Annotated in this window: 22 protein-coding genes and 3 pseudogenes; 9 read left to right on the forward strand and 16 right to left on the reverse strand. The window is 51.6% G+C overall.

The genetic code is table 11. The annotated features are described in order from the left end of the window. Positions 1-149: 149 nt before the first annotated feature. The gene (chaB, locus tag ACQG1Y_RS13135; RefSeq protein ID WP_003856674.1) at positions 150-380 is read right to left on the reverse strand and encodes a putative cation transport regulator ChaB; all 231 of its coding nucleotides are present in this window, start codon (positions 378-380) and stop codon (positions 150-152) included. A gap of 268 nt (positions 381-648) precedes the next feature. On the opposite strand from chaB, the gene chaA reads away from it, so the two are divergent. Further along, positions 649-1,749 (forward strand): sodium-potassium/proton antiporter ChaA, encoded by a 1,101-nt coding sequence (gene chaA / locus ACQG1Y_RS13140; protein ID WP_003856672.1) that lies wholly within the window; start codon positions 649-651, stop codon positions 1,747-1,749. A gap of 106 nt (positions 1,750-1,855) precedes the next feature. On the opposite strand, the gene kdsA is transcribed toward chaA, so the two are convergent. From kdsA to hemA, 6 genes are read right to left on the reverse strand one after another with little or no spacing between them, the layout of a single operon-like run. Continuing rightward, positions 1,856-2,710, reverse strand: a complete 855-nt coding sequence (kdsA, locus tag ACQG1Y_RS13145) for a 3-deoxy-8-phosphooctulonate synthase (RefSeq protein ID WP_003856671.1) — start codon at positions 2,708-2,710, stop codon at positions 1,856-1,858. A 36-nt stretch (positions 2,711-2,746) separates the two neighbouring features. Then, positions 2,747-3,556 carry an invasion regulator SirB1 gene (gene sirB1 / locus ACQG1Y_RS13150; RefSeq protein ID WP_006810913.1) on the reverse strand — a complete coding sequence of 270 codons (810 nt, stop codon included), beginning with the start codon at positions 3,554-3,556 and terminating at the stop codon, positions 2,747-2,749. Positions 3,557-3,559: 3 nt separating this feature from the next. After that, positions 3,560-3,952 carry an invasion regulator SirB2 gene (sirB2, locus tag ACQG1Y_RS13155; RefSeq protein WP_023296762.1) on the reverse strand — a complete coding sequence of 131 codons (393 nt, stop codon included), beginning with the start codon at positions 3,950-3,952 and terminating at the stop codon, positions 3,560-3,562. After that, a complete protein-coding gene (gene prmC, locus ACQG1Y_RS13160; protein WP_023303859.1) occupies positions 3,949-4,779 on the reverse strand; it encodes a peptide chain release factor N(5)-glutamine methyltransferase in 831 nt (276 codons plus the stop codon). Before prmC ends, sirB2 begins: the two co-directional genes overlap by 4 nt. Further along, a complete protein-coding gene (prfA, locus tag ACQG1Y_RS13165; RefSeq protein WP_003856667.1) occupies positions 4,779-5,861 on the reverse strand; it encodes a peptide chain release factor 1 in 1,083 nt (360 codons plus the stop codon). The genes prmC and prfA overlap by 1 nt, the downstream gene beginning before the upstream one ends. Before the next feature lie 41 nt (positions 5,862-5,902). After that, entirely contained in the window at positions 5,903-7,159 is a 1,257-nt protein-coding gene (hemA, locus tag ACQG1Y_RS13170) for a glutamyl-tRNA reductase (RefSeq protein ID WP_023296765.1), read from the reverse strand. 201 nt (positions 7,160-7,360) lie between these two features. Between hemA and lolB the strand changes: the two genes are divergently transcribed. The 4 genes from lolB (at position 7,361) to dauA (ending at position 11,715) form a co-directional block, all read left to right on the forward strand. Further along, the gene (lolB, locus tag ACQG1Y_RS13175; RefSeq protein ID WP_032669666.1) at positions 7,361-7,972 is read left to right on the forward strand and encodes a lipoprotein insertase outer membrane protein LolB; all 612 of its coding nucleotides are present in this window, start codon (positions 7,361-7,363) and stop codon (positions 7,970-7,972) included. After that, positions 7,969-8,838 (forward strand): 4-(cytidine 5'-diphospho)-2-C-methyl-D-erythritol kinase, encoded by an 870-nt coding sequence (ispE, locus tag ACQG1Y_RS13180; protein WP_368740618.1) that lies wholly within the window; start codon positions 7,969-7,971, stop codon positions 8,836-8,838. Before lolB ends, ispE begins: the two co-directional genes overlap by 4 nt. A 125-nt stretch (positions 8,839-8,963) precedes the next feature. After that, on the forward strand, positions 8,964-9,911 hold the full coding sequence (prs, locus tag ACQG1Y_RS13185; RefSeq protein WP_003856663.1) for a ribose-phosphate diphosphokinase: 948 nt from the start codon (positions 8,964-8,966) through the stop codon (positions 9,909-9,911). A 124-nt stretch (positions 9,912-10,035) separates the two neighbouring features. Then, a complete protein-coding gene (gene dauA, locus ACQG1Y_RS13190; RefSeq protein ID WP_023296766.1) occupies positions 10,036-11,715 on the forward strand; it encodes a C4-dicarboxylic acid transporter DauA in 1,680 nt (559 codons plus the stop codon). Here the strand turns inward: dauA and ACQG1Y_RS13195 are convergent. After that, positions 11,701-12,759 carry a MerR family transcriptional regulator gene (locus ACQG1Y_RS13195; protein ID WP_017693291.1) on the reverse strand — a complete coding sequence of 353 codons (1,059 nt, stop codon included), beginning with the start codon at positions 12,757-12,759 and terminating at the stop codon, positions 11,701-11,703. The two genes, dauA and ACQG1Y_RS13195, sit on opposite strands and share 15 nt — an antisense overlap. Positions 12,760-12,879: 120 nt before the next feature. Next, positions 12,880-13,155 carry a stress-induced protein YchH gene (gene ychH / locus ACQG1Y_RS13200; RefSeq protein ID WP_003856655.1) on the reverse strand — a complete coding sequence of 92 codons (276 nt, stop codon included), beginning with the start codon at positions 13,153-13,155 and terminating at the stop codon, positions 12,880-12,882. 274 nt (positions 13,156-13,429) lie between these two features. Between ychH and pth the strand changes: the two genes are divergently transcribed. Further along, positions 13,430-14,014 carry an aminoacyl-tRNA hydrolase gene (gene pth / locus ACQG1Y_RS13205; protein WP_006810922.1) on the forward strand — a complete coding sequence of 195 codons (585 nt, stop codon included), beginning with the start codon at positions 13,430-13,432 and terminating at the stop codon, positions 14,012-14,014. Between the two features lie 126 nt (positions 14,015-14,140). Then, complete coding sequence (gene ychF, locus ACQG1Y_RS13210) at positions 14,141-15,235, forward strand: redox-regulated ATPase YchF (protein ID WP_003856650.1); 1,095 nt, start codon at positions 14,141-14,143, stop codon at positions 15,233-15,235. A 60-nt stretch (positions 15,236-15,295) separates the two neighbouring features. On the opposite strand, the gene ACQG1Y_RS13215 is transcribed toward ychF, so the two are convergent. From ACQG1Y_RS13215 to ACQG1Y_RS13225, 3 genes are all read right to left on the reverse strand, one after another. Further along, positions 15,296-15,721: a tetratricopeptide repeat protein gene (locus ACQG1Y_RS13215; protein WP_047735509.1), complete on the reverse strand. Its 426-nt coding sequence runs from the start codon at positions 15,719-15,721 to the stop codon at positions 15,296-15,298. 696 nt (positions 15,722-16,417) lie between these two features. Continuing rightward, positions 16,418-16,645 (reverse strand): hypothetical protein, encoded by a 228-nt coding sequence (locus ACQG1Y_RS13220; protein ID WP_006812592.1) that lies wholly within the window; start codon positions 16,643-16,645, stop codon positions 16,418-16,420. Between the two features lie 94 nt (positions 16,646-16,739). Continuing rightward, on the reverse strand, positions 16,740-16,943 hold the full coding sequence (locus ACQG1Y_RS13225) for a hypothetical protein (RefSeq protein ID WP_032653883.1): 204 nt from the start codon (positions 16,941-16,943) through the stop codon (positions 16,740-16,742). Between the two features lie 104 nt (positions 16,944-17,047). Here ACQG1Y_RS13225 and ACQG1Y_RS13230 point away from each other — a divergent pair. Further along, positions 17,048-17,439: pseudogene (locus ACQG1Y_RS13230) on the forward strand (DUF933 domain-containing protein); the annotation flags it as partial. A 302-nt stretch (positions 17,440-17,741) separates the two neighbouring features. Here ACQG1Y_RS13230 and ACQG1Y_RS13235 read toward each other — a convergent pair. The 3 genes and pseudogenes from ACQG1Y_RS13235 to ACQG1Y_RS13245 all read right to left on the reverse strand — a co-directional run. Beyond that, complete coding sequence (locus tag ACQG1Y_RS13235; RefSeq protein WP_071992880.1) at positions 17,742-18,107, reverse strand: hypothetical protein; 366 nt, start codon at positions 18,105-18,107, stop codon at positions 17,742-17,744. A gap of 212 nt (positions 18,108-18,319) precedes the next feature. Beyond that, complete coding sequence (locus tag ACQG1Y_RS13240) at positions 18,320-18,691, reverse strand: hypothetical protein (RefSeq protein ID WP_006810924.1); 372 nt, start codon at positions 18,689-18,691, stop codon at positions 18,320-18,322. After that, a pseudogene (locus ACQG1Y_RS13245) lies at positions 18,688-19,893 on the reverse strand (glycohydrolase toxin TNT-related protein); the annotation flags it as partial. The gene ACQG1Y_RS13240 and the pseudogene ACQG1Y_RS13245, both read right to left, overlap by 4 nt. On the opposite strand from ACQG1Y_RS13245, the pseudogene ACQG1Y_RS13250 reads away from it, so the two are divergent. Next, a pseudogene (locus ACQG1Y_RS13250) lies at positions 19,889-20,292 on the forward strand (DUF933 domain-containing protein); the annotation flags it as partial. The pseudogenes ACQG1Y_RS13245 and ACQG1Y_RS13250 sit on opposite strands and share 5 nt — an antisense overlap. Positions 20,293-20,813: 521 nt before the next feature. Here the strand turns inward: ACQG1Y_RS13250 and ACQG1Y_RS13255 are convergent. Then, entirely contained in the window at positions 20,814-21,329 is a 516-nt protein-coding gene (locus ACQG1Y_RS13255; protein ID WP_368740616.1) for a hypothetical protein, read from the reverse strand. Positions 21,330-21,697 lie beyond the last annotated feature (368 nt).

Raw genomic sequence — 21,697 nt, forward strand, 5'->3', positions numbered from 1 at the left:
TGCGACATCTGTAATTCGCCTTCCCGGCATTCTGTGCTGTTCATTTTAACAGCAGTTGAGCAACGATAAGCAATTCGCGGGCCAGATGCAATACAGCGGCAGGTCAACCGCCTGAAATGTCAAAATGGAGGCAGCGTGTTATTTGGCGGCTATTTCTTTTTGTGCCATTTATCATCGTCCCCTTTCTCATAGTCATTTTTCACGGCGGCCCAGGCCACCTTATGCGCCGTCTCTTCACGGCTGGCATCGTCCCGGCGATCTTCTTTATCTTTGTACTGATCCCAGGCGCTGTTAAAGGCTTCTTTGTAGATATCCTGGGCGTGGGCAGGCAATACGTTTTGCACGTTATCCGGTAATTCGCTTTTCGATTTGTATGGCATTGTTAACCTCTCTTTTGGCTAAAAGATAAGTGTGGACGACGATACGCGAGGGTGCCACCCGACAGAAAGAAATGAACAATATAAAAATGCAATTCATTGTTATTAAACTAATATTTAACAGAGATAAAGCATTATAAGCCTCAGACATAAAAATTATAATAAAGGGTAAAATTAAGTAAAAAATACAGGGTATTTAACAGATTTCTGTTAGTTTAATACCTTTAAAATCTATCTATAATTACAAGCACCTGCATTGTTGGAGAAACGCATGACAGCAACACACGAGGCGGTAAAAACCCGCCACAAGGAGACCTCTCTCATTTTCCCGGTTCTGGCACTGGCTGTGCTGCTCTTCTGGGGAAGCAGTCAGTCATTGCCAGTGGTTGTGGGGATCAATATTCTGGCTCTGGTGGGTATTTTAACCAGTGCATTTAGCGTGGTACGCCATGCGGATGTTTTAGCCCACCGTCTTGGAGAGCCGTATGGGTCATTAATTTTAAGCCTTTCGGTTGTGATTCTTGAAGTCAGTTTAATTTCCGCATTAATGGCCACCGGCGACGCCGCGCCAACGCTAATGCGCGATACGCTCTACTCCATCATTATGATTGTTACCGGCGGCCTGGTCGGTTTTTCACTTTTATTAGGTGGTCGCAAATTTGCCACCCAGTACATGAACCTCTTTGGCATTAAACAGTACCTGATCGCCCTGTTCCCGCTGGCGATTATTGTGCTGGTGTTCCCGATGGCGCTGCCGGGTGCAAATTTCACCACCGGCCAGGCGCTGCTGGTGGCGCTGATTTCCGCGGCGATGTACGGCGTGTTCCTGCTGATCCAGACCAAAACGCACCAGAGCCTGTTTGTTTACGAGCATGAAGACGACGGCGACGACGATGACCCGCATCACGGTAAGCCGTCGGCGCACAGCAGCGCGTGGCATACGGTTTGGCTGATCGTGCATCTGATTGCCGTTATTGCGGTCACCAAGATGAATGCGAACCCGCTGGAGGCGCTATTAACTGAACTGAACGCGCCGGTCGCCTTTACCGGTTTCCTGGTGGCCCTGTTGATCCTGTCGCCAGAAGGCCTGGGAGCGCTGAAAGCGGTGCTCAATAATCAGGTGCAGCGGGCGATGAATCTGTTCTTCGGCTCCGTTCTGGCAACCATCTCCCTTACCGTTCCGGTGGTGACGTTGATTGCCTTTATGACGGGAAATGAATTGCAGTTTGCGCTGGGTGCGCCAGAGATGATTGTGATGGTGGCATCCTTGCTGCTGTGCCAGATATCCTTCTCCACCGGCCGCACCAATGTGCTGAACGGCGCGGCGCATATGGCGCTGTTTATTGCGTATCTGATGACGATATTTGCGTAATTTTTTTGCCGGGTGGCGCTGCGCTTACCCGGCCTACAAAACCCATAGGCCCGCGCAAGCGTAGCGCCGCCGGGCAAAGAAAAACCCGCCGAAGCGGGTTTTTTTATTAGTTGCTGGTATCCAGCTCGTCGAAGCTCTTCACCAGATCGTCAATCGCTTTGATCTGTTTCAGGAACGGCTCCAGCTTATCCAGCGGCAGCGCGGATGGACCGTCGCATTTCGCGTTAGCCGGATCCGGGTGCGCTTCAATGAACAGACCCGCCAGGCCGGTTGCCATACCGGCGCGCGCCAGTTCGGTCACCTGCGCACGACGCCCGCCAGACGCGGCGCCAAACGGGTCGCGGCATTGCAGGGAGTGGGTCACGTCGAAAATCACCGGGGACTGGTTAGAGACGTTCTTCATCACGCTGAAGCCCAGCATATCCACAACCAGGTTGTCATAACCGAAGTTTGAACCACGGTCGCAGAGGATCACCTGGTCGTTACCGCCTTCGATAAACTTGTCGACGATGTTACCCATCTGGCCAGGGCTCACGAACTGCGGTTTTTTCACGTTAATCACGGCACCGGTTTTCGCCATCGCTTCTACCAGGTCAGTCTGGCGAGCGAGGAACGCCGGAAGCTGAATCACGTCTACCACATCAGCCACGGGCTGTGCCTGAGACGCTTCGTGCACGTCGGTGATCACTTTCACGCCAAACGTCTGTTTCAGCTCCTGGAAAATCTTCATCCCCTCTTCCAGGCCCGGGCCACGGTAGGAGTGAATGGAGGAGCGGTTGGCTTTGTCAAAAGAGGCTTTAAACACGTACGGGATGCCCAGCTTTTGGGTCACGGTCACGTAGTGTTCGCAGATGCGCATAGCGAGATCGCGGGATTCCAGAACGTTCATACCGCCAAACAGCACGAACGGCAGGTCGTTTGCCACGTTGATATCACCAATGCTAACCACTTTTTGTTTCATAGGATCGCCTTATTCAGGTGTGAATCGGAATTAAGATTAATGCAGTGTAATGTGTTTATGCGCGATCGCGTTAATCTGCGCGCGGATCATCTCGCTGATCGGGTCTTCCGGACATTGCTCGACGAAATAATTCAAATCATTCAGCGCCACGTGCTCGCAGTCGAGCTGCGCATAAATCAGGCCGCGGTCGCGGATTTCGTACGGATCTTCCGGATTGAACTGCAACAGCACTTCGCTTGCGCGCAGAGCCAGCTCCATCTGACGCTCTTCCATCAGCGCAGACTTCAGCGTATCCAGGAGCTTGCGGATCACTTCGGCGTTATCGGCTTCATCGAGATCTTCATTGAACAGCTCAGCTATCGGGCTGATGTTGCCTTTCAGCCAGACGTCCAGCGTATGCTCATCCAGCGTGTCGCCGTTAAACGGATTGATTAACCACATCTCACCGTCCAGCCACTCCGCCCGCAAAATCATCTGCGTCGGGAAAATGACCGGTACCAGTGGAATATCCAGCTCGTGCGCAACCCACAGTAAAATGGCGCCCAACGCGACGGCGCTGCCCTGACGATTTTTCAACACCTGGTCCAGCCACAGTGCGTCAGACAGGCGGTACACGCCTCGCGTGTCGCAGAAACCCCATTCGCCGTAGAAAAGCTCAATCAGCTTCTCTAATTGCCAGTCCTGCGGACGTGCCTGATTGATCTCTTCGCGCGCCAGGCTGACCAGATTCTCCAGTTCAGCGTAAACGTACTGTGACGTAAAATCGTCGCGGATCATCTCTGAAATCAGGATCATACCATCGCAGAGCGGCACTTTGTTAAATTCGAAATCGGCTAAGGACCTCATGACTTACCCCAGTAACGGTATTCTTGTGGTGGCGAGTTTAATGATGATGTACAGCACCACCAGACCCAGCAAAAAGGCGATAAACCCTGTCTGCTGGCTGCGCGGACGATGACGCCCAAGCGCGATAAAACCCAAAACGATGTAGATGATAACGCCAAACAGCTTTTCAGTCAGCCATGCGCCTTTATCAGTAAATGGCAGATAGCCGGTTTTCCACATTAACCCGGCTCCGGAAAGGAACAGCACCGTGTCGATACAGTGCGGGGCAATGCGTACCCAGCGGGCGTTAATTAGCGGATTGTTGCTGTAGCGCCACCAGTAGCGGGCAATGAAAAAGCCGATGGTCAGGGCAACGGAAATCAGGTGAACGGAGATCAGCAGCGTAAACAGGCTCATGACCACTGCCCCAGCGTCAGACGTTCATTGCCGCCGTAATCCCGGCAGGTTTCCACGGCAGCGTATCCGGCACGCGTAAACAGCGCTCGCACCGCCTCTCCCTGCGTCCAGCCATGTTCCACCAGCAGCCAGCCACCGGGAAGCAAATGCTGTCGTGACGTTGTCACAATGTGATCGAGATCCGCAAGTCCCTGATTCGCAGCGACCAGCGCGGTCAACGGTTCAAAACGCACGTCGCCCTGCGCGAGATGCGGATCGTCTTCGTCGATGTAGGGCGGATTGCTGACAATCATTTCGAACATGCGGCTTTCAAGCGCGGCAAACCAGCTGCTTTGCAGAACGGAAACATTGTTCAGCCCCAGCCGTTCAACGTTGCGCCGCGCGAGGGCGACCGCATCAGGCATCACGTCTACCGCCGTCACGGTGCAGTCTGGTCGCTCGCTGGCAAGCGCCAGCGCAATCGCGCCGGTGCCAGTACCGAGATCGAGGATCTGACACGGCTGCGCCGGTAACCGCGCCAGCGCCTGCTCCACCAGACACTCGGTGTCCGGGCGCGGGATCAGCGTGGCCGCTGAAACGTACAGCGGAAGTGACCAGAACTCGCGTTCGCCAACCAGATGCGCCACCGGCTCGCCGGTTTTACGGCGGGCAAGCAGCGCCTCCAGCTGCGATTGCTGTTCAGCGGTCAGCGCGGTTTCGCCGAAAGCCAGCAGATACGTGCGGGCTTTACCCGTCACATGCTCAAGCAGAATTTCGGCGTCGCGCTTCGGGCTTTCACTTGCAGAAAGCTCACTGGCGGCATGGCGTAACCAGCGCTGAAAATCCATTAATCCTGCTCGGACAGTGCCGCCAGCTGGTCGGCCTGGTATTCCTGCACGATAGGCTCAATCAGCATATCGAGCTTGCCTTCCATCGCCTCATCCAGACGGTAGAGCGTCAGGTTGATGCGATGGTCGGTTACGCGACCCTGCGGGAAGTTATAGGTACGGTTACGGTCGCTACGATCGCCGCTGCCCAGCAGGTTACGGCGGGTAGAGGCTTCCGCCTGCTGGCGTTTCGCCATTTCCGCCGCGTGGATACGGGCGCCCAGCACGGATAACGCTTTAGCTTTGTTCTTGTGCTGGGAACGTTCATCCTGACACTCAACCACAATCCCGGTGGGTAGGTGAGTAATACGGATAGCGGAGTCGGTGGTGTTAACGTGCTGACCACCTGCCCCTGAAGAGCGGAAGGTGTCGATGCGCAGATCCGCCGGGTTGATATCCGGCAGTTCCGCTTCCGGCAGCTCCGGCATCACCGCCACCGTACAGGCTGACGTATGAATGCGTCCCTGAGATTCTGTCGCAGGCACGCGCTGCACGCGGTGACCACCGGATTCAAACTTGAGACGACCGTACACGCCGTCGCCGCTGATCTTGGCGATAACCTCTTTGTAGCCGCCATGCTCGCCTTCGTTGGCGCTCATGATCTCCACGCGCCAGCGACGGGATTCGGCATACCGGCTGTACATACGGAACAGATCCCCGGCGAACAGCGCCGCTTCGTCGCCACCGGTACCGGCGCGGACTTCCACAAAGGCGTTACGCTCATCATCCGGATCTTTCGGCAGCAGAAGCACCTGAAGCTGCTGCTCCATCTCTTCTGAACGCGCTTTCGCATCCTGTAACTCTTCCTGCGCCATCTCGCGCATCTCAGGATCGTCGAGCATCATCTGCGCGGTTTCGATATCTTCCTGGACCTGTCGCCAGTCGGTAAAGCATTTTGAAACATCACTTAACTGCGCGTATTCACGCGACAGCGCGCGAAAACGTTCCTGGTCGGCAATGGTCCCGGCATCACCGAGCAGCGCCTGGACTTCTTCATGGCGCTCGTGCAGAGCTTCCAGTTTAGCGACGATAGAAGGCTTCATAGGCGTAAATGCACCTTGTCTTAGAAAATGGGTATAGGGCGCTATTCCAGCCCGAGGCTGTTGCGCAGAATAGTCAGGCGTTCATCGTCCCCGTCACGGGCAGCCTGCTGAAGAGATTTGGTTGGGGCATGGATCAGGCGGTTGGTCAGTTTCCAGGCCAGATCCTGCATGATCGCCTGCGCGTCGCCGCCCTGTTCAAGGGCCGCTAACGCTTTGGCCGTCAGGTCATCACGCACCTGCTCCGCCTGACCGCGGTATTCGCGGATGGTCTCACTGACGCTTTGCGCGCGCAGCCAGGCCATAAATTCGCTGGTTTCCTGTTCAACGATGGTTTCCGCCTGCACAGCCGCCGCCTTACGCTGGGCAAGGTTGTGCGAAATGATGCTTTGCAGGTCATCCACGCTGTACAGGTAGGCGTTCGCCAGTTTGCCCACTTCCGGTTCGACATCACGCGGAACGGCGATATCCACCAGCAGCATCGGCTGATTGCGGCGGGATTTCAGCGCACGCTCGACCATCCCTTTCCCGATAATCGGTAGCGGGCTGGCGGTAGAACTGATAATAATGTCCGCCTCTTTCAGACGTTCATCGATGTCGCTCAGCGCAATCACCTCAGCGCCCACTTCATCTGCCAGCACCTGCGCACGTTCGCGGGTGCGGTTGGCGATGATCATCTTCTTCACCTTGTGTTCGCGAAGATGGCGCGCCACCAGCTCGATGGTTTCGCCCGCCCCCACCAGCATTACGGTGACGGTCGACAGGGATTCAAAAATTTGACGGGCAAGGGTACAGGCCGCGAAAGCAACCGAAACCGCACTGGCGCCAATGTCGGTTTCGGTTCGCACACGCTTCGCCACGGAGAATGACTTCTGGAACATTCGTTCCAGTTCGCTGGCTTTCAGATGCCCTTTCTGGGAATCGGCGAAGGCTTTTTTCACCTGGCCAAGGATCTGCGGCTCGCCCAGCACCAGAGAATCCAGACCGCTGGCCACGCGCATCAGATGGCTGACCGCATCGTTATCCTGATGCCAGTACAGGCTGTTGCGCAGCTCTTCTTCGTTGAGGTTGTGGTAGTCACACAGCCAGCGGATCAGCGCCTCGTGCAGGTTGTCCTGCTCTTCTACGCTCAAATACAGCTCGGTACGGTTGCACGTCGACAGCACCACGCCACCCTGCACCATCGGCTGTGCAAGCAGGCTGTCCAGCGCCAGGTCGAGCGTATCCGGCGAAAACGTAACGCGTTCTCGCAGTGAAACCGGGGCCGTTTTGTGGTTAATACCGAGTGCTAATAGGGTCATGTTGAGCGGGAGTAGTACCAGCGTTAATAAGGTTAGCAGGACGCATCATACAGGATGCGCGAGATCAATAAAAGAGACTGCCCCCTTTCGGAGTAATAGCTTACGCCACGCTTTGAGATAATTTGAACGTAGACGGTGGCACCCTTCAACGCTAGCATTAACAGTTATAACTGCAACGTATCTCAAGGATTTGTCATCATTATGACCCGAATGATTCGCCTGCTGCCTCTGGCGGCCCTGGTTCTGACCGCCTGTTCCGTTCATCAGCCGAAAGGCCCGGGCAAAAGCCCTGACTCACCGCAGTGGCGCCAGCACCAGCAGGACGTGCTGAAATTAAGCCAGTACCAGACCCGCGGTGCATTTGCTTATCTCTCTGACGAACAAAAAGTTTACGCTCGCTTCTTCTGGCAGCAAACGGGTCAGGACAACTATCGCCTGCTGCTGCTGAACCCGCTGGGCAGCACCGAGCTGGAGCTTAACGCGAAGCCTGGCGAAGCGCAGATCACCGATAACAAAGGCCAGCACTACACGGCAACCGACGCCGAAGAGATGATTGGCAAGCTGACCGGAATGCCGATTCCGCTCAATAGTCTGCGCCAGTGGATCCTCGGCCTGCCGGGTGACGCAACCGACTATATGCTCGACGATCAATACCGTCTGAGCCAGGTGAACTACACCCAGGGCGGTAAAACCTGGAAAGTGGTGTACAGCGCGTATGACAGCAAGACGCAACCGTCGCTGCCGTCCAATATGGAGCTGACGCAGGGTAGCCAGCGTATCAAGCTGAAAATGGACAACTGGATCGTTAAATGATGACCCACTGGCCCTCTCCCGCAAAACTGAACCTGTTTCTCTACATTACCGGGCAGCGCGCTGACGGCTATCACACCCTGCAAACGCTGTTTCAGTTTGTCGATTACGGCGACACCATCTCCATCGAACCGCGTCAGGACGGGCGGATTTGCTTGCTGACGCCGGTCGACGGCGTGGCGCATGACGATAACCTTATCGTGCGCGCTGCTCGCCTGCTGATGAAAACGGCGTCGACGTCGGGTCGTCTGCCGGCGGGAAGCGGTGCGGATATCCGTATCGACAAACGCCTGCCGATGGGCGGCGGTCTTGGCGGCGGCTCATCAAACGCCGCGACCGTACTGGTGGCGCTTAACCACCTCTGGGGCTGCGGTCTGACGACGGACGAACTGGCAGCGTTAGGGTTGACGCTGGGCGCCGATGTACCGGTGTTTGTGCGCGGCCACGCGGCGTTCGCTGAAGGTGTCGGTGAAATCCTCACGCCGGTCGCTCCGCCGGAAAAATGGTATCTGATCGTTCACCCCGGCGTGAGCATTCCTACCCCGGTCATCTTTAAAGATCCTGACCTGAAAAGAAATACCCCGGCACGGTCAATAAAAACGTTATTAAATTGTGAATTCAGCAACGATTGCGAGGATATCGCAAGAAAACGTTTTCGCGAGGTTGATGCGGTGCTTTCCTGGCTGTTAGAATACGCGCCGTCGCGCCTGACCGGTACAGGGGCCTGTGTCTTTGCTGAATTTGACACCGAAACCGCCGCCCGTCAGGTGCTTGAGCAAGCGCCGGTTTGGCTGCATGGTTTTGTAGCACGCGGGATGAACACCTCCCCCCTACAGCAGGCCATTCTGGCGCAGACTGAGTTTCGGTGACAACGTCACCCTGTTCCAGACGTTGCATCGCGCTCTTTAATACACCGCCTGGATAGCGTTTGCTTAGGCCCCGCAGTTTGCGGCGAACGCTATCCACCACTGGACGCATGCCTGAGGTTCTTCTCGTGCCTGATATGAAGCTTTTTGCTGGTAACGCCACCCCGGAACTAGCACAACGTATTGCCAACCGCCTGTACACTTCCCTCGGCGACGCCGCTGTAGGTCGCTTTAGCGACGGCGAAGTCAGCGTACAAATTAACGAAAATGTACGCGGTGGTGATATTTTCATCATCCAGTCCACCTGTGCTCCAACGAATGACAACCTGATGGAATTGGTTGTTATGGTCGACGCGCTGCGTCGTGCTTCTGCTGGCCGTATCACTGCTGTTATTCCTTACTTTGGCTATGCACGTCAGGACCGTCGCGTCCGTTCCGCGCGTGTGCCAATCACCGCTAAAGTTGTCGCTGACTTCCTGTCCAGCGTCGGCGTTGACCGCGTACTGACGGTTGACCTCCACGCAGAGCAGATCCAGGGCTTCTTCGACGTGCCGGTTGATAACGTATTCGGCAGCCCAATCCTGCTGGAAGACATGCTGCAACTGAATCTGGACAACCCGATTGTGGTTTCTCCGGACATCGGCGGCGTGGTACGTGCTCGTGCTATCGCGAAGCTGCTGAACGATACCGACATGGCGATCATCGACAAACGCCGTCCGCGCGCTAACGTTTCTCAGGTGATGCACATCATCGGTGACGTGGCTGGCCGCGACTGCGTGTTGGTGGACGACATGATCGATACCGGCGGTACGCTGTGTAAAGCCGCTGAAGCGCTGAAAGAGCGTGGTGCGAAACGCGTATTCGCTTACGCCACTCACCCGATCTTCTCCGGCAATGCGGTAAACAACCTCCGTAACTCCGTCATTGACGAAGTTGTGGTGTGCGATACTATTCCACTGAGCGACGAGATCAAAGCGCTGCCAAACGTGCGTACGTTGACTCTGTCCGGGATGCTGGCCGAAGCGATTCGTCGTATCAGCAACGAAGAATCGATCTCTGCAATGTTCGAACACTGATCGAACACGGCCAAAAAACCCGCTACGGCGGGTTTTTTTGTTTATAGTATTTATTTGTATGACTTATGCCTCCTTCACCTGCCATTCACATGACAGATGATGCGCACACGGATGATAGATAATTGTGAAAAACGTAACCTCCTCACATGTTCTGCCCTTTCGCGCCCTCATCGACGCCTGCTGGAAAGAGAAATACACATCGTCACGCTTTGTTCGTGACCTGATAGCCGGGATCACCGTCGGGATTATTGCCATCCCGCTGGCGATGGCGCTGGCGATTGGTAGCGGCGTCGCGCCGCAGTACGGGCTGTACACCTCGGCCGTTGCGGGGATTGTGATTGCGCTGACGGGCGGGTCCCGCTTCAGCGTCTCCGGCCCGACTGCCGCCTTTGTGGTGATCCTCTACCCGGTTTCCCAACAGTTTGGTCTGGCAGGCCTGCTGGTTGCCACCCTGATGTCCGGCATCTTTTTAATTCTGTTTGGTCTGGCCCGCTTTGGTCGCCTGATTGAATATATTCCCCTTTCCGTAACGCTGGGGTTCACCTCGGGGATTGGGATTACCATCGGGACCATGCAGATTAAGGATTTCCTCGGCCTGCAAATGGCCCATGTTCCGGAGCACTATTTACAGAAAGTGGGCGCGCTGTTTATGGCGTTGCCGACGGCCAACCTGGGCGATGCAGCCATTGGCATCGTTACCCTCGGCACACTTATCGTCTGGCCTCGCTTAGGCATTCGTCTCCCGGGGCATCTGCCCGCTCTGCTGCTGGGCTGCGCGGTGATGGGCGTTGTCAACCTGCTCGGTGGACAGGTCGCCACCATTGGCTCCCAGTTCCACTATGTTCTGGCGGACGGCTCACAGGGCAGCGGCATTCCGCAGCTGCTGCCGCAGCTGGTTCTGCCGTGGGACATGCCGGGCTCAAGCTTCACCCTAAGCTGGGATTCCCTTCGCGCTCTGCTGCCTGCCGCGTTCTCCATGGCAATGCTGGGCGCGATTGAATCCCTGCTCTGCGCCGTCGTGCTCGACGGCATGACCGGCACTAAGCACAAAGCCAACAGCGAACTGGTCGGCCAGGGCTTAGGGAACATCGTTGCACCGTTCTTCGGCGGTATTACCGCTACGGCTGCGATTGCCCGTTCCGCCGCGAACGTACGTGCGGGCGCGACATCACCGGTTTCGGCGGTCATTCACTCCCTGCTGGTGATCATGGCGCTGCTGATCCTTGCCCCGCTGCTTTCATGGCTTCCACTCTCTGCCATGGCTGCGCTGCTGCTGATGGTGGCCTGGAACATGAGTGAGGCGCATAAGGTGGTTAACCTGCTGCGCCGTGCGCCGAAAGACGACATTATCGTGATGCTGATCTGCATGTCGTTGACCGTACTGTTCGATATGGTTATCGCCATCAGCGTCGGCATTGTGCTGGCCTCGCTGCTGTTTATGCGCCGCATCGCGCAGATGACGCGTCTCTCCCCGGTTAACGTTGAGGTGCCTGACGATGTGCTGGTGCTGCGCGTGATTGGTCCGCTGTTCTTCGCCGCAGCGGAAGGTTTGTTCAGCGATTTGGAATCCCGCATCGCGGGCAAACGGATTGTGGTGCTGAAATGGGATGCCGTCCCGGTGCTGGATGCCGGCGGTCTGGATGCCTTCCAGCGCTTTGTTGCCCGCCTGCCGGAAGGCTGCGAGCTGCGGATAAGTAACCTTGAATTCCAGCCCCTGCGCACCATGGCGCGCGCGGGCGTGCAGCCGATCCCTGGCCGATTGTCCTTCTACCCTAACCGTGAAGCTGCGTTAGCGGATCTGTGAGTCATCTGATGCAGAGACGCGTCTTTGCATCATCACCCCGATCGCCTGCTGGAGCCATTCAAGCACGGCAGGCGTCATCCACGTGCCTTTCATCAGATGCGGCTCCTGCTGCATGGCGAGGCGAAATTTTTGCTGGGTCTGCGGGTTTGTTCCCGCATAGGACTGGAATAAAACCAGCCAGTTTTCTGCCAGCTTTTGCGCATCGTCAGAAGCGGGACTGAGATTATCCCGCTGCGCCTGATGCAGCTTCGCCACCAGCGGCGGCCACTCCATCATCCGGTCAAAGTAGTGCGCCCGGGTAAAGGCCATCTCTTCGGCAGTGAGATATTTCTCCCAGATGCTGAGCTTTGATTCGGCAAACGCCCGCGTGATGTAATCAGTTATCTCCGGCGTAATGCCGGTTTGCTCCTGCATCTGCGGCTCCACGCTGTGCATCTCGTTCAGACGGGTCAAAAATTCCGGTTTGCCTGCGGTATCCTGCTCCAGGCGTTCCATCCACCGTGAAGCCAAATCGGTCGCCCGCGCGTCCGTGACGCTGACGTTCTGTTCCAGCAAGTGTTTAACTTCCGTCACCAGACCCGCCCAGATATCCGCCAGCGCCTCTTTCTCTACCGCAAACGGCAGTTGCTGCAACTCTTCTTTGCTAAACCAGCGATCGTACATATTCATTAACTCCAGAGTCTGTAGCCAGGATTCCAGATCCGGCGTCGCATCGTCGGTCAGCCCGGTACGCAATTCCACCAGCCGGTTGCGCAGCGTATGGATGCTACGCAGTTGCTTGTCCAGCAGAGTGATTTGCCCGTCGAGTAATTCGGCTAATGACAGCGAACGCTGTTCCAGAAAATCCCTGATTTCGGCAAGCTCCAGTCCGGCTTTTGCCAGCGCCTGGATCATATGCAGACGCTGCACATCCGCCAGGTTATAAAGCCGGTAGCCTGCCGCGCTTCTGGCAGAAGGTAACAACAGCCCTGTTTGCTCGTAGTGATGCAAAGTCCGCACGGTGATCCCGGCACGTTTCGCCAGTTCACCCACCTGTATCAACATAACGGCTCCTTTTGTTCTGCCAGTGTCGTTACTCTGAAGCCTTACGTTACGTGAGGGTCAATGCGTCATGCAAAAAAAAACGACTTCAGATGAAGTCGTTTCGGTGTTCTTTATGGGGCACTAGCTATGCTTGCGCTGGTCGCGGCGGCATCGTTTATCGTAATGGCGCACCCACCAGTATTTATCGCAGACTTCCTCATGTCCGCTCACGCGCGCCCCGGCGAGCCACAATACCGCACCTAGGAAGATACTCAGCACCGCGCCATGCGCAAAGTATTGTGGGAGGTCAAGCTGCGGTAATTGGTTTAAGATTGAATAACCGACACCGGCGACCATCACGAACAGTCCCAACCCCATTAGCACGTTACCGAGCATTGAAGCGTTTTTGCGTTTCATATGTCACCTCCGGAACTTTGGGTTGTCAGGGGAAAAGCCCCTTCTCCTTGTGTGTAAAGTATAGACAACGCCTCTTATATGAGTTGCGTGAATGATCACATTTACTGATAACTCACGGACAAAAATTTACAAATAAGACATTGAACAGCTTGAAATTCTAATTGTTCAAAGAGGAAATTATTCGCATTTCGGTGTACAGCAGGCAGAACTTTGTCAAGCGGCGCGCCAGACAGTAAACTACGCGCCAGATCTGGAACCCATTAGGAAGTAAATCGTGACGATTAAACTGATTGTCGGCCTCGCCAATCCGGGCGCAGAGTATGCCGCTACCCGCCATAACGCCGGCGCATGGTATGTTGATCTGCTGGCGGAGCGTTTGCGCGCTCCCCTGCGTGAAGAACCCAAGTTTTACGGGTATACCTCACGCATCAATCTTGCGGGTGCCGACGTGCGGTTGCTGGTGCCAACCACCTTTATGAACCTGAGCGGCAAAGCCGTGGCGGCCATGGCAACGTTTTATCGCATCAATCCGGATGAGATCCTGGTGGCCCACGACGAACTGGACCTGCCGCCAGGCGTGGCGAAGTTCAAACTGGGCGGCGGTCATGGCGGCCACAATGGTCTGAAAGACATCATCAGCAAACTGGGTAATAACCCTAATTTCCACCGTTTGCGCGTGGGAATCGGCCATCCGGGCGATAAAAACAAAGTTGTTGGTTTCGTACTGGGTAAACCACCGGTTTCTGAGCAGAAGTTGATTGACGAAGCGGTGGACGAAGCGGCCCGCTGCACCGAGATTTGGCTTCAGGATGGCCTGACAAAAGCCACCAATCGACTGCACGCTTTCAAAGCGCAATAATCGGCGTCCTGGGGCTTTTTTACCGCGCGTCGCGCGGGTTACGTGTATAATAGGCGTAGTTATTTACTTTTCTTCAATCGGTTATCGTTAACGGATTGATTATCAAGATATTAAGGTGATTTAGAAATGGGATTCAAATGCGGTATCGTCGGTCTGCCAAACGTGGGCAAATCCACCCTGTTCAACGCGCTCACCAAAGCAGGTATTGAAGCGGCGAACTTCCCGTTCTGTACCATCGAGCCGAACACCGGTGTTGTTCCTATGCCCGATCCGCGTCTGGACCAGCTCGCGGAAATCGTGAAGCCGCAGCGCATTCTGCCAACTACCATGGAGTTCGTGGACATCGCGGGCCTGGTAAAAGGCGCATCCAAAGGTGAAGGCCTGGGCAACCAGTTCCTGACCAACATCCGTGAAACCGAAGCGATCGGCCACGTTGTGCGCTGCTTCGAGAACGACAACATTATCCACGTTAACAACAAAGTGGATCCGGCTGACGACATCGACGTCATCAACACCGAGCTGGCCCTCTCTGACCTCGACACCTGCGAACGCGCCATTCACCGCGTGCAGAAGAAAGCCAAAGGCGGCGACAAAGACGCGAAAGCGGAACTGGCTGCGCTGGAAAAATGTCTGCCACAGCTGGAAAACGCGGGCATGCTGCGCGCGCTGAAAAACCTGACTGACGAAGACAAAGCGGCGATCAAATACCTGAGCTTCCTGACCCTGAAGCCAACCATGTACATCGCCAACGTTAACGAAGACGGTTTCGAGAACAACCCGTATCTGGACAAAGTGCGTGAAATCGCTGCGGCTGAAGGCTCTGTAGTGGTAGCGGTTTGCGCTGCCGTTGAATCTGATATTGCAGAGCTGGACGACGCCGATCGTGAAGAGTTCATGGCCGAGCTGGGTCTGGAAGAGCCGGGCCTGAACCGCGTGATCCGCGCGGGCTATGAGCTGCTGAATCTGCAAACCTACTTCACCGCTGGCGTGAAAGAAGTGCGTGCGTGGACCATCCCTGTGGGAGCGACCGCGCCTCAGGCGGCTGGTAAGATCCACACCGACTTCGAGAAAGGCTTCATTCGTGCGCAGACTATCGCGTTTGAAGACTTCATCACCTACAAGGGTGAGCAAGGCGCGAAAGAAGCAGGCAAGATGCGTGCGGAAGGGAAAGATTACATCGTTAAAGATGGCGACGTGATGAACTTCTTGTTTAACGTTTGATTTGTTTTGAATGAAAAAAAATCCACGCTTAGGCGTGGATTTTTTTATAGAGTAACGAACTTATCCCCTTTTGCGCAGATAGAACTCTAGATATTTTTTGGGTCTATCCTGAAACGCACGCTCTTTGCCGTAGTTATAAGCATCGTTAAAATATTTATACGCTTCCTCGAATTGATTCAACTCATAACAGACCATGCCGAGATCGATTAAGGGTGCAGTGTCTATATCCGATCCACGTGTCCGTAATGTCGTCTCTCCCCATTTCTTTGCCTCAGCGTAATCCGCGAGATCAAAACATGCGCTGTACATGCAGGCAGCGATCCAGTTGGCGAGTTCCCATTCGAACTTTGGCTCAGGAAGAGCTTGCCAGGCTTTTTGGTATTGCTCTAAAGCCTCGACGTATTTTTTATCATCGTGAAACTCGTTTCCTTGTTCAACAAAGGAGTTAATTTCAGATTCAATTTTTGGGTTTTCAAGGTCTTTCATGGAACAATGCTCCTTCATTGGAAATATTGTGATTTTTCCTGTGGGCCAATATAACTTTTATTATTAATAGCGAATTTAGTACGCAGGTCCTGATCGAGACAACGTGTTATGAACCATATCAAAGGAATAAAACCAATCATACCAGCCATTTTGTTGAACTGCGAAACTACAGATAACAACCACTTCCTTCGACAAATTTAATGTTAAGTAATAGAAATAAGCCTTTTCAGGCGGTGCAGACAATAATAGCTCTCCGCCCTCTGCATTGAAGATTTTAAAACGGTTGGTAATAGTTCTGGTTCGCTTATCGCAAAGACTAATTGGCGTGCAGGATCGACCATGGCGGCATATAAGCGAGGTGTGTTTAGACTTATAGTTCTTGAAGAGAAGATCCATTCGAGCATGTTTTTTCTCTGGAAAACCTGAAGTCAGGGATCATGTTCGCTCTCAATAAAAATGTTTTTTATACATGGATGATGTTGAATTTTTTGATATTGATGCTTGCTTCACTTTTTAAAACGGCCTCGAGACTCCATTGATGTTTGAGGAATTTTTTATTAAGAAAACAACCTTGAATTTAGTTTTGGATTGAATATTTTATCTGAGAAATAATAAAAATATAATCTGTTTGATTATTGATAACTTTCCTGTCTCTGTAATTATAGTATTTTAAAAGAAAAGAATTGATATATCTCATCACGGACCATAAAAATGCATCAATGTACTAAGGTCATCTCTATCTTGTGCGGTGAGTTCATTTCTCTCCATTTTATCATATTTAAACATTATGCCTTTCATAGGAGGGCCGGACTCATGTTTAATTGCCATGCTCATTAACTCATCGATATCAGATTCTTTTATTAAAGTTCTCTTTAAGAATTCAAAGAGCATTTTCTCTGCATCTTTTCTTTCTAAAAAATACATTTAGATTACTCTACTATTTTTATGTAAAAATCACCAATATAATTAGATGCGCCTTCTTTGTCGCTGACCTATAGTTGCTCATTAAAAATGAAGTCTATACTTTATTTTTTCTATTTTCGATAGAAATTAAAACCTCACAAGCATCTTTTTCACTCACTTGAACTTTTTTAGCCGCATCAATACTCACTTCTTCCTCCTCCTCTTTCATAACCATCCCCCCTGAATAAAACCTAATAAATAAACGCCCTTCTCTCTCGATAAGGATCACTCCATAATTATTAAATATTATTTTATCCATATTACTTCCATCTTTTATTTTTCAATAGTGTGATTTTTAAATAATTTAGCAAAGACTGCGTCAGGGGGTTGTGCGGGATCTTCTCAGCAAAATCTTCGAGCGGTGAATATTCTGTAGTGGTGGCGGTTTGCGCCGCGGTTGAATCTGATATCACTGAAATGAACGACGCCGATCGTGAAGATTTCATGGCCGAACCGGGTCTGAACCGCGTGATCCGCGCGGGCCATGAGATGTTCAGCCTGCAAACCTACTTCACCGCGGGCGGAAAGAAGTGCGCGCGTGAACCAACCCTGTCGGTGCGACTGTGCCTCAGGCGGCTGGTAAGATCCACTCCGACTTCGAGAAAGGCTTCATTCGTGCGCAGACTATCGCGTTTGAAGACTTTATCACCTACAAGGGTGAGCAAGGTGCGAAAGAAGCAGGCAAGATGCGTGCGGAAGGGAAAGATTACATCGTTAAAGATGGCGACGTGATGAACTTCTTGTTTAACGTTTGATTTTTTTATTGCGTGGCTAAAACACATTGTTTAAGAGTTCTGTTTTCATGCTGGGTTCAAAAGGAATGATATCGGCAGTCACAAGCTTTAACGCCTGAAAAAGATCCTCGCCTAAGCGCTCTTCAAAAGAGTCAAGAATCTCATATTTAGCGAGAATGACACTGCCGTTTCTTGGGATCCGTCTTCCGGAGGCCAGGATAATTCCCCTTTACGCACACCTTTTTAAACCACTTGTTGGAATTATTTATATAGTATCTCTTTTGCCACCGGCTATTGTTATCATTTTTTGGGCTCATTTGATATTAATACGCAGGGCCTGATCGAGACAATGCGTTACGCTTCATATCATAGGAATAAAACCAATCATGCCAGCCATTTTGTTTTACTGGATAACTACAGACAACGACCACTTCATTTGACAGGTTGAATGTTAAGTAATAAAAAGTCGCGCCTTCAGGAGGTGCAGACCAAAATAGTTTTTCGCCATGAGCATTGAAGATGGTCAAAACGGTTGGTAATGATTTTGGTTCGCTTAATGCAAAGACTAACTGGCGTGTAGGATCGACCATAGCGATATCTAAGCGAGGTATGTTTAGACTTATATTTCTTGAACAGTGAATCCATTCGAGCGCGTTGTTTTCTCTAATGAATCTTAAGTAAGCAATCATACATGTCCTAACTGCATAAAATTATCAACCCTTCTAAATATAAATTATATAAGACCCATGTTGAATGATGCTTGATATAATCGAACAATTTATTACGGGAGTGATGATATTTTTATCCCATCCAAAGATTACTCTCAGGTTGTTACCGAAAACCCTAAAATCTGGAGCCTCATCCCAAAGGCATTTTAAATCACATTTAATATAGCAGAATACTAAACATCATTACTATTAAAAACACCTATTAAATAAGATTCATAACGAGCGGGTTGTATCTCTTTATAAGTAAAGATGACAAAAATATCATGGATTCCTTTTGAACATTTTTTTTCTGATATCCTTAGTGGGCTTTCTTTGTATCTATAGCCCGGGATTAAACCATCTGATAACTTTACGCCTCGCATCTTACTTACCATTTTTGTTTTTTTGCAGTCCTCAAGCTTATCAAAACTTTTAGAGTTATATAAACCGAAACGAACGACAGCATCACAACATGGACAGGATATTTCTTTTTCGTTCCTTAAGAAGTCATCTTCAAGCCCATCATGGATAAGTTCTTTTCTTTTCTGAAAATTAATTAAAGTCATATTTTCCTCAAAAAACCATTTTCAATTAGTGCTTCGATCGCTTCGGATGTTTCGTATTGGGTTCCTCTGCCCGGTTGCCCAAACCATGGTATAGCAGGACCACTATCTACCGGCAACGGTTTTAGAACTTCATAAACCGAATATGGTTTGTTTAAAGTATTTTGTTGGAGGGCTCTCCCCTCGAAAGATGATCCCGCAGGGGATATAAACGTACCACTATCGCGGAAACCATCTGCATCGGTCCAACCACCGTAGCGGTCAACTTTTGTACCAGGTTTTAGAGTCGTTTTCGTTGCAGTAATAAATCCACGATTAGGAGGCCAGGCACCATCGCCCATAAATTTCTCTAATGCCGCCCAGTCTTGTTTCTTCCATAACGCGTAGGCCTTAGATGCTTGTGTTCTCGAAGAGAACTGACGCTTATTAGATTTTTTCTGAAACTCATTCCAGTCATTTTTACAACGACTCAACCCCCACGGATCCACCCACCCCAGCGCATTTGGCGCATACTGGTAAAGGTTAATCCCTCCCGCCAGCCCTATCGGGTCCTGCTGCGTAAATCGTCCGCAGTCCGGGTCATAATACCGGAACAGATTGTAGTGCAGCCCTGTCTCACGGTCCAGGTATTGCCCCTGCATACGCAGGTTCTGGGAATATCCTGATACCTGCGTCTCGCTTTCCCGCAGCAGTTTGCCCCAGGCGCTGTTCACGCCTTCCCAGCGCACCTGCCCTTCGATATCCGTCATCCGCTCCGGCGTGCCGTTGGGCTGGCAGTGGAACCAGAAGATTTCCGGGGCATCAACGCCGTCAATACGCGCCAGCGGATCGTAGCTGTCCTGATCGCTGTAGACGTAGGTCAGCGGCACATCACCGTGCACTTCCTGCAACAGCCGGAACCCTTCCCATACAAACCGGGTGGTGACTGGCTTGCCGGTCGGCTGCCCAAACAGCATCTGGCGGCGCGTTTTGCTGATGCGGCGCCCGAGCGGGTCATAGCGGAAGCTGACCTGCGTCTGCGGCCTGTTGCGGTCCCGCGGCTGGCTGATGACCTCCGTCAGGTGGTGCTCGCCGTCATAGCGGTAGTGCCAGCGGGTCTGGCCGTTATCCTTCTCCACGGTACGACCGTGGATGTCATAGCGCCAGCGAATGCCGTTGAGCTGCGTCAGGCGGTTGTGCGTGACCTTCTCAGCAGACTCTTCAAGCGATAAAGGTTCTGTAGTGGTAGCGTTTTGGAACGCGGTTGAATCCGATATCGCTGAAATGAACGACGCCGATCGTGAAGATTTCATGGCCGAGCAGGATCTGAACCGCGTGATCCGCGCGGGCCATGAGATGCTCAGCCTGCAAACCTACTTCACCGCGGGCGTAAAAGAAGTGCGTGGACCATCCCTGTGGGTGTGGGTGCGACTGCGCCTCAGGCGGCCGATAAAATCCACACCGATTTCGAGATAGGCTTTATTCGTACACAGACTATCGTGTTTGAAGACTTTATCACCTACAAGGGAGAGCAAGGCGCGAAAGAAACAGGCAAGATGCGTGCGGAAGGCAAAGATTACATCGTTAAAGATGGCGATGTGATGAACTTCTTGTTTAACCTTTGAGTTGTTTTTAATGGGAAAAAAACCCGCTTGGGCGTGGATTTTTTTTACATGGTAAAGAGAATGATGTCGGCAGTCGCAAATTTTAACGTCTGAAAAGGGTGCTGGTGTAAACGCTCTGCTGGTCAGGCAAGTCTCTCACCTTTAGCAGGTATACCCCCTTTGCGTACGCCAGTTTCAGGCACTCTTGTCGCTGTAATTTTAATGTTAAATGTGAATTTAGTACGAAGGTCCTGATCTAGACAACGCGTTACGCTTCATATCCCAAGAATAAAACCAATTATGCCAGCCATTTAGTATTACTGTAAAATTACATACATCAACCACTTCCTTTGACTGGTTTAATGTTAAGTAATAGAAAATAGCACCTTCAGGAGATGCAGACCAAAATAGTTTTTCACCCTGAGCGTTGAAGATGGTCAAAACGGTTGGTAACGGCTTTGTCTCGCTTAATACAAACACAAATTGGCGTATTGAATCGACCATTGCATTGTCTAAAAATGGTTTGCCGAAAATATATTTTATCATTTAGCGATCAAAACGCTTCTATGATCAGTTTCATTTTTTATCCAGAAAATTTCATCTTGAGGTAACGATCCATTACTGCAAAAATCAACAAGTTCACCTTGCCAACCATCAGGAACATATTCTTGATAATACATAGTCTCAACATATTCCGAATATAATCTTTTATTATCAAAGCCTATAAATAAATCTGGCATAAGTTCATATATATCCCACCAAATTGTTTTTTGCGAAAGCCTTTTATAAAACTTCTCAGCAATGTCATCCTTATCGTATGAATAGCCATCTTTAATTAAATCATCAATGAATATCTGCGCGTTTTCTTCATTTACAACTGGTATGTCATATCTTTCCTTATGGGTATTCTGTAGGTTTATTTTCACCCCACTTTTCACAAAATCCTCTACCCATTTTACTCTGTCTAAGACCCACATTTCCTTGAACGCAACGAACCAATAAAATCTTCCTTCATACTTAACTATCACAAGGAGTTCGTCATCTTTATTGATATTCATATAGTAACCTATCTTACATTCCCGGAGCCTGGAATCGCTACTTCTTCAAGCCATTCTGCCCATATTGATGGTAATTCATACGACCTACCTGGCGTAGTCGGATCCACGCGTAATGTTTGATTTTTTTATAGAGTAACGAACTTATCCCTTTTGCGCAGATAAAACTCTAGATATTTTTTAGGTCTATCCTGAAACGCACGCTCTTTGCCGTAGTTATAAGCATCGTTAAAATATTTATACGCTTCCTCGAATTGATTGTACTCCTAAAAGACCATGCCGTGATCGATTAAGGATGCCGTTACTATACCCGATCCACTGGTCCGCATTGTCGTCTTCCCCCATTTCTTTGCCTCAGCATAGTAGTGAGA

Origin of the sequence: Enterobacter cloacae complex sp. 397G4, from assembly GCF_050031515.1 — a bacterium.
GTDB classification, from domain to species: Bacteria; Pseudomonadota; Gammaproteobacteria; order Enterobacterales; family Enterobacteriaceae; genus Enterobacter; species Enterobacter hormaechei_C.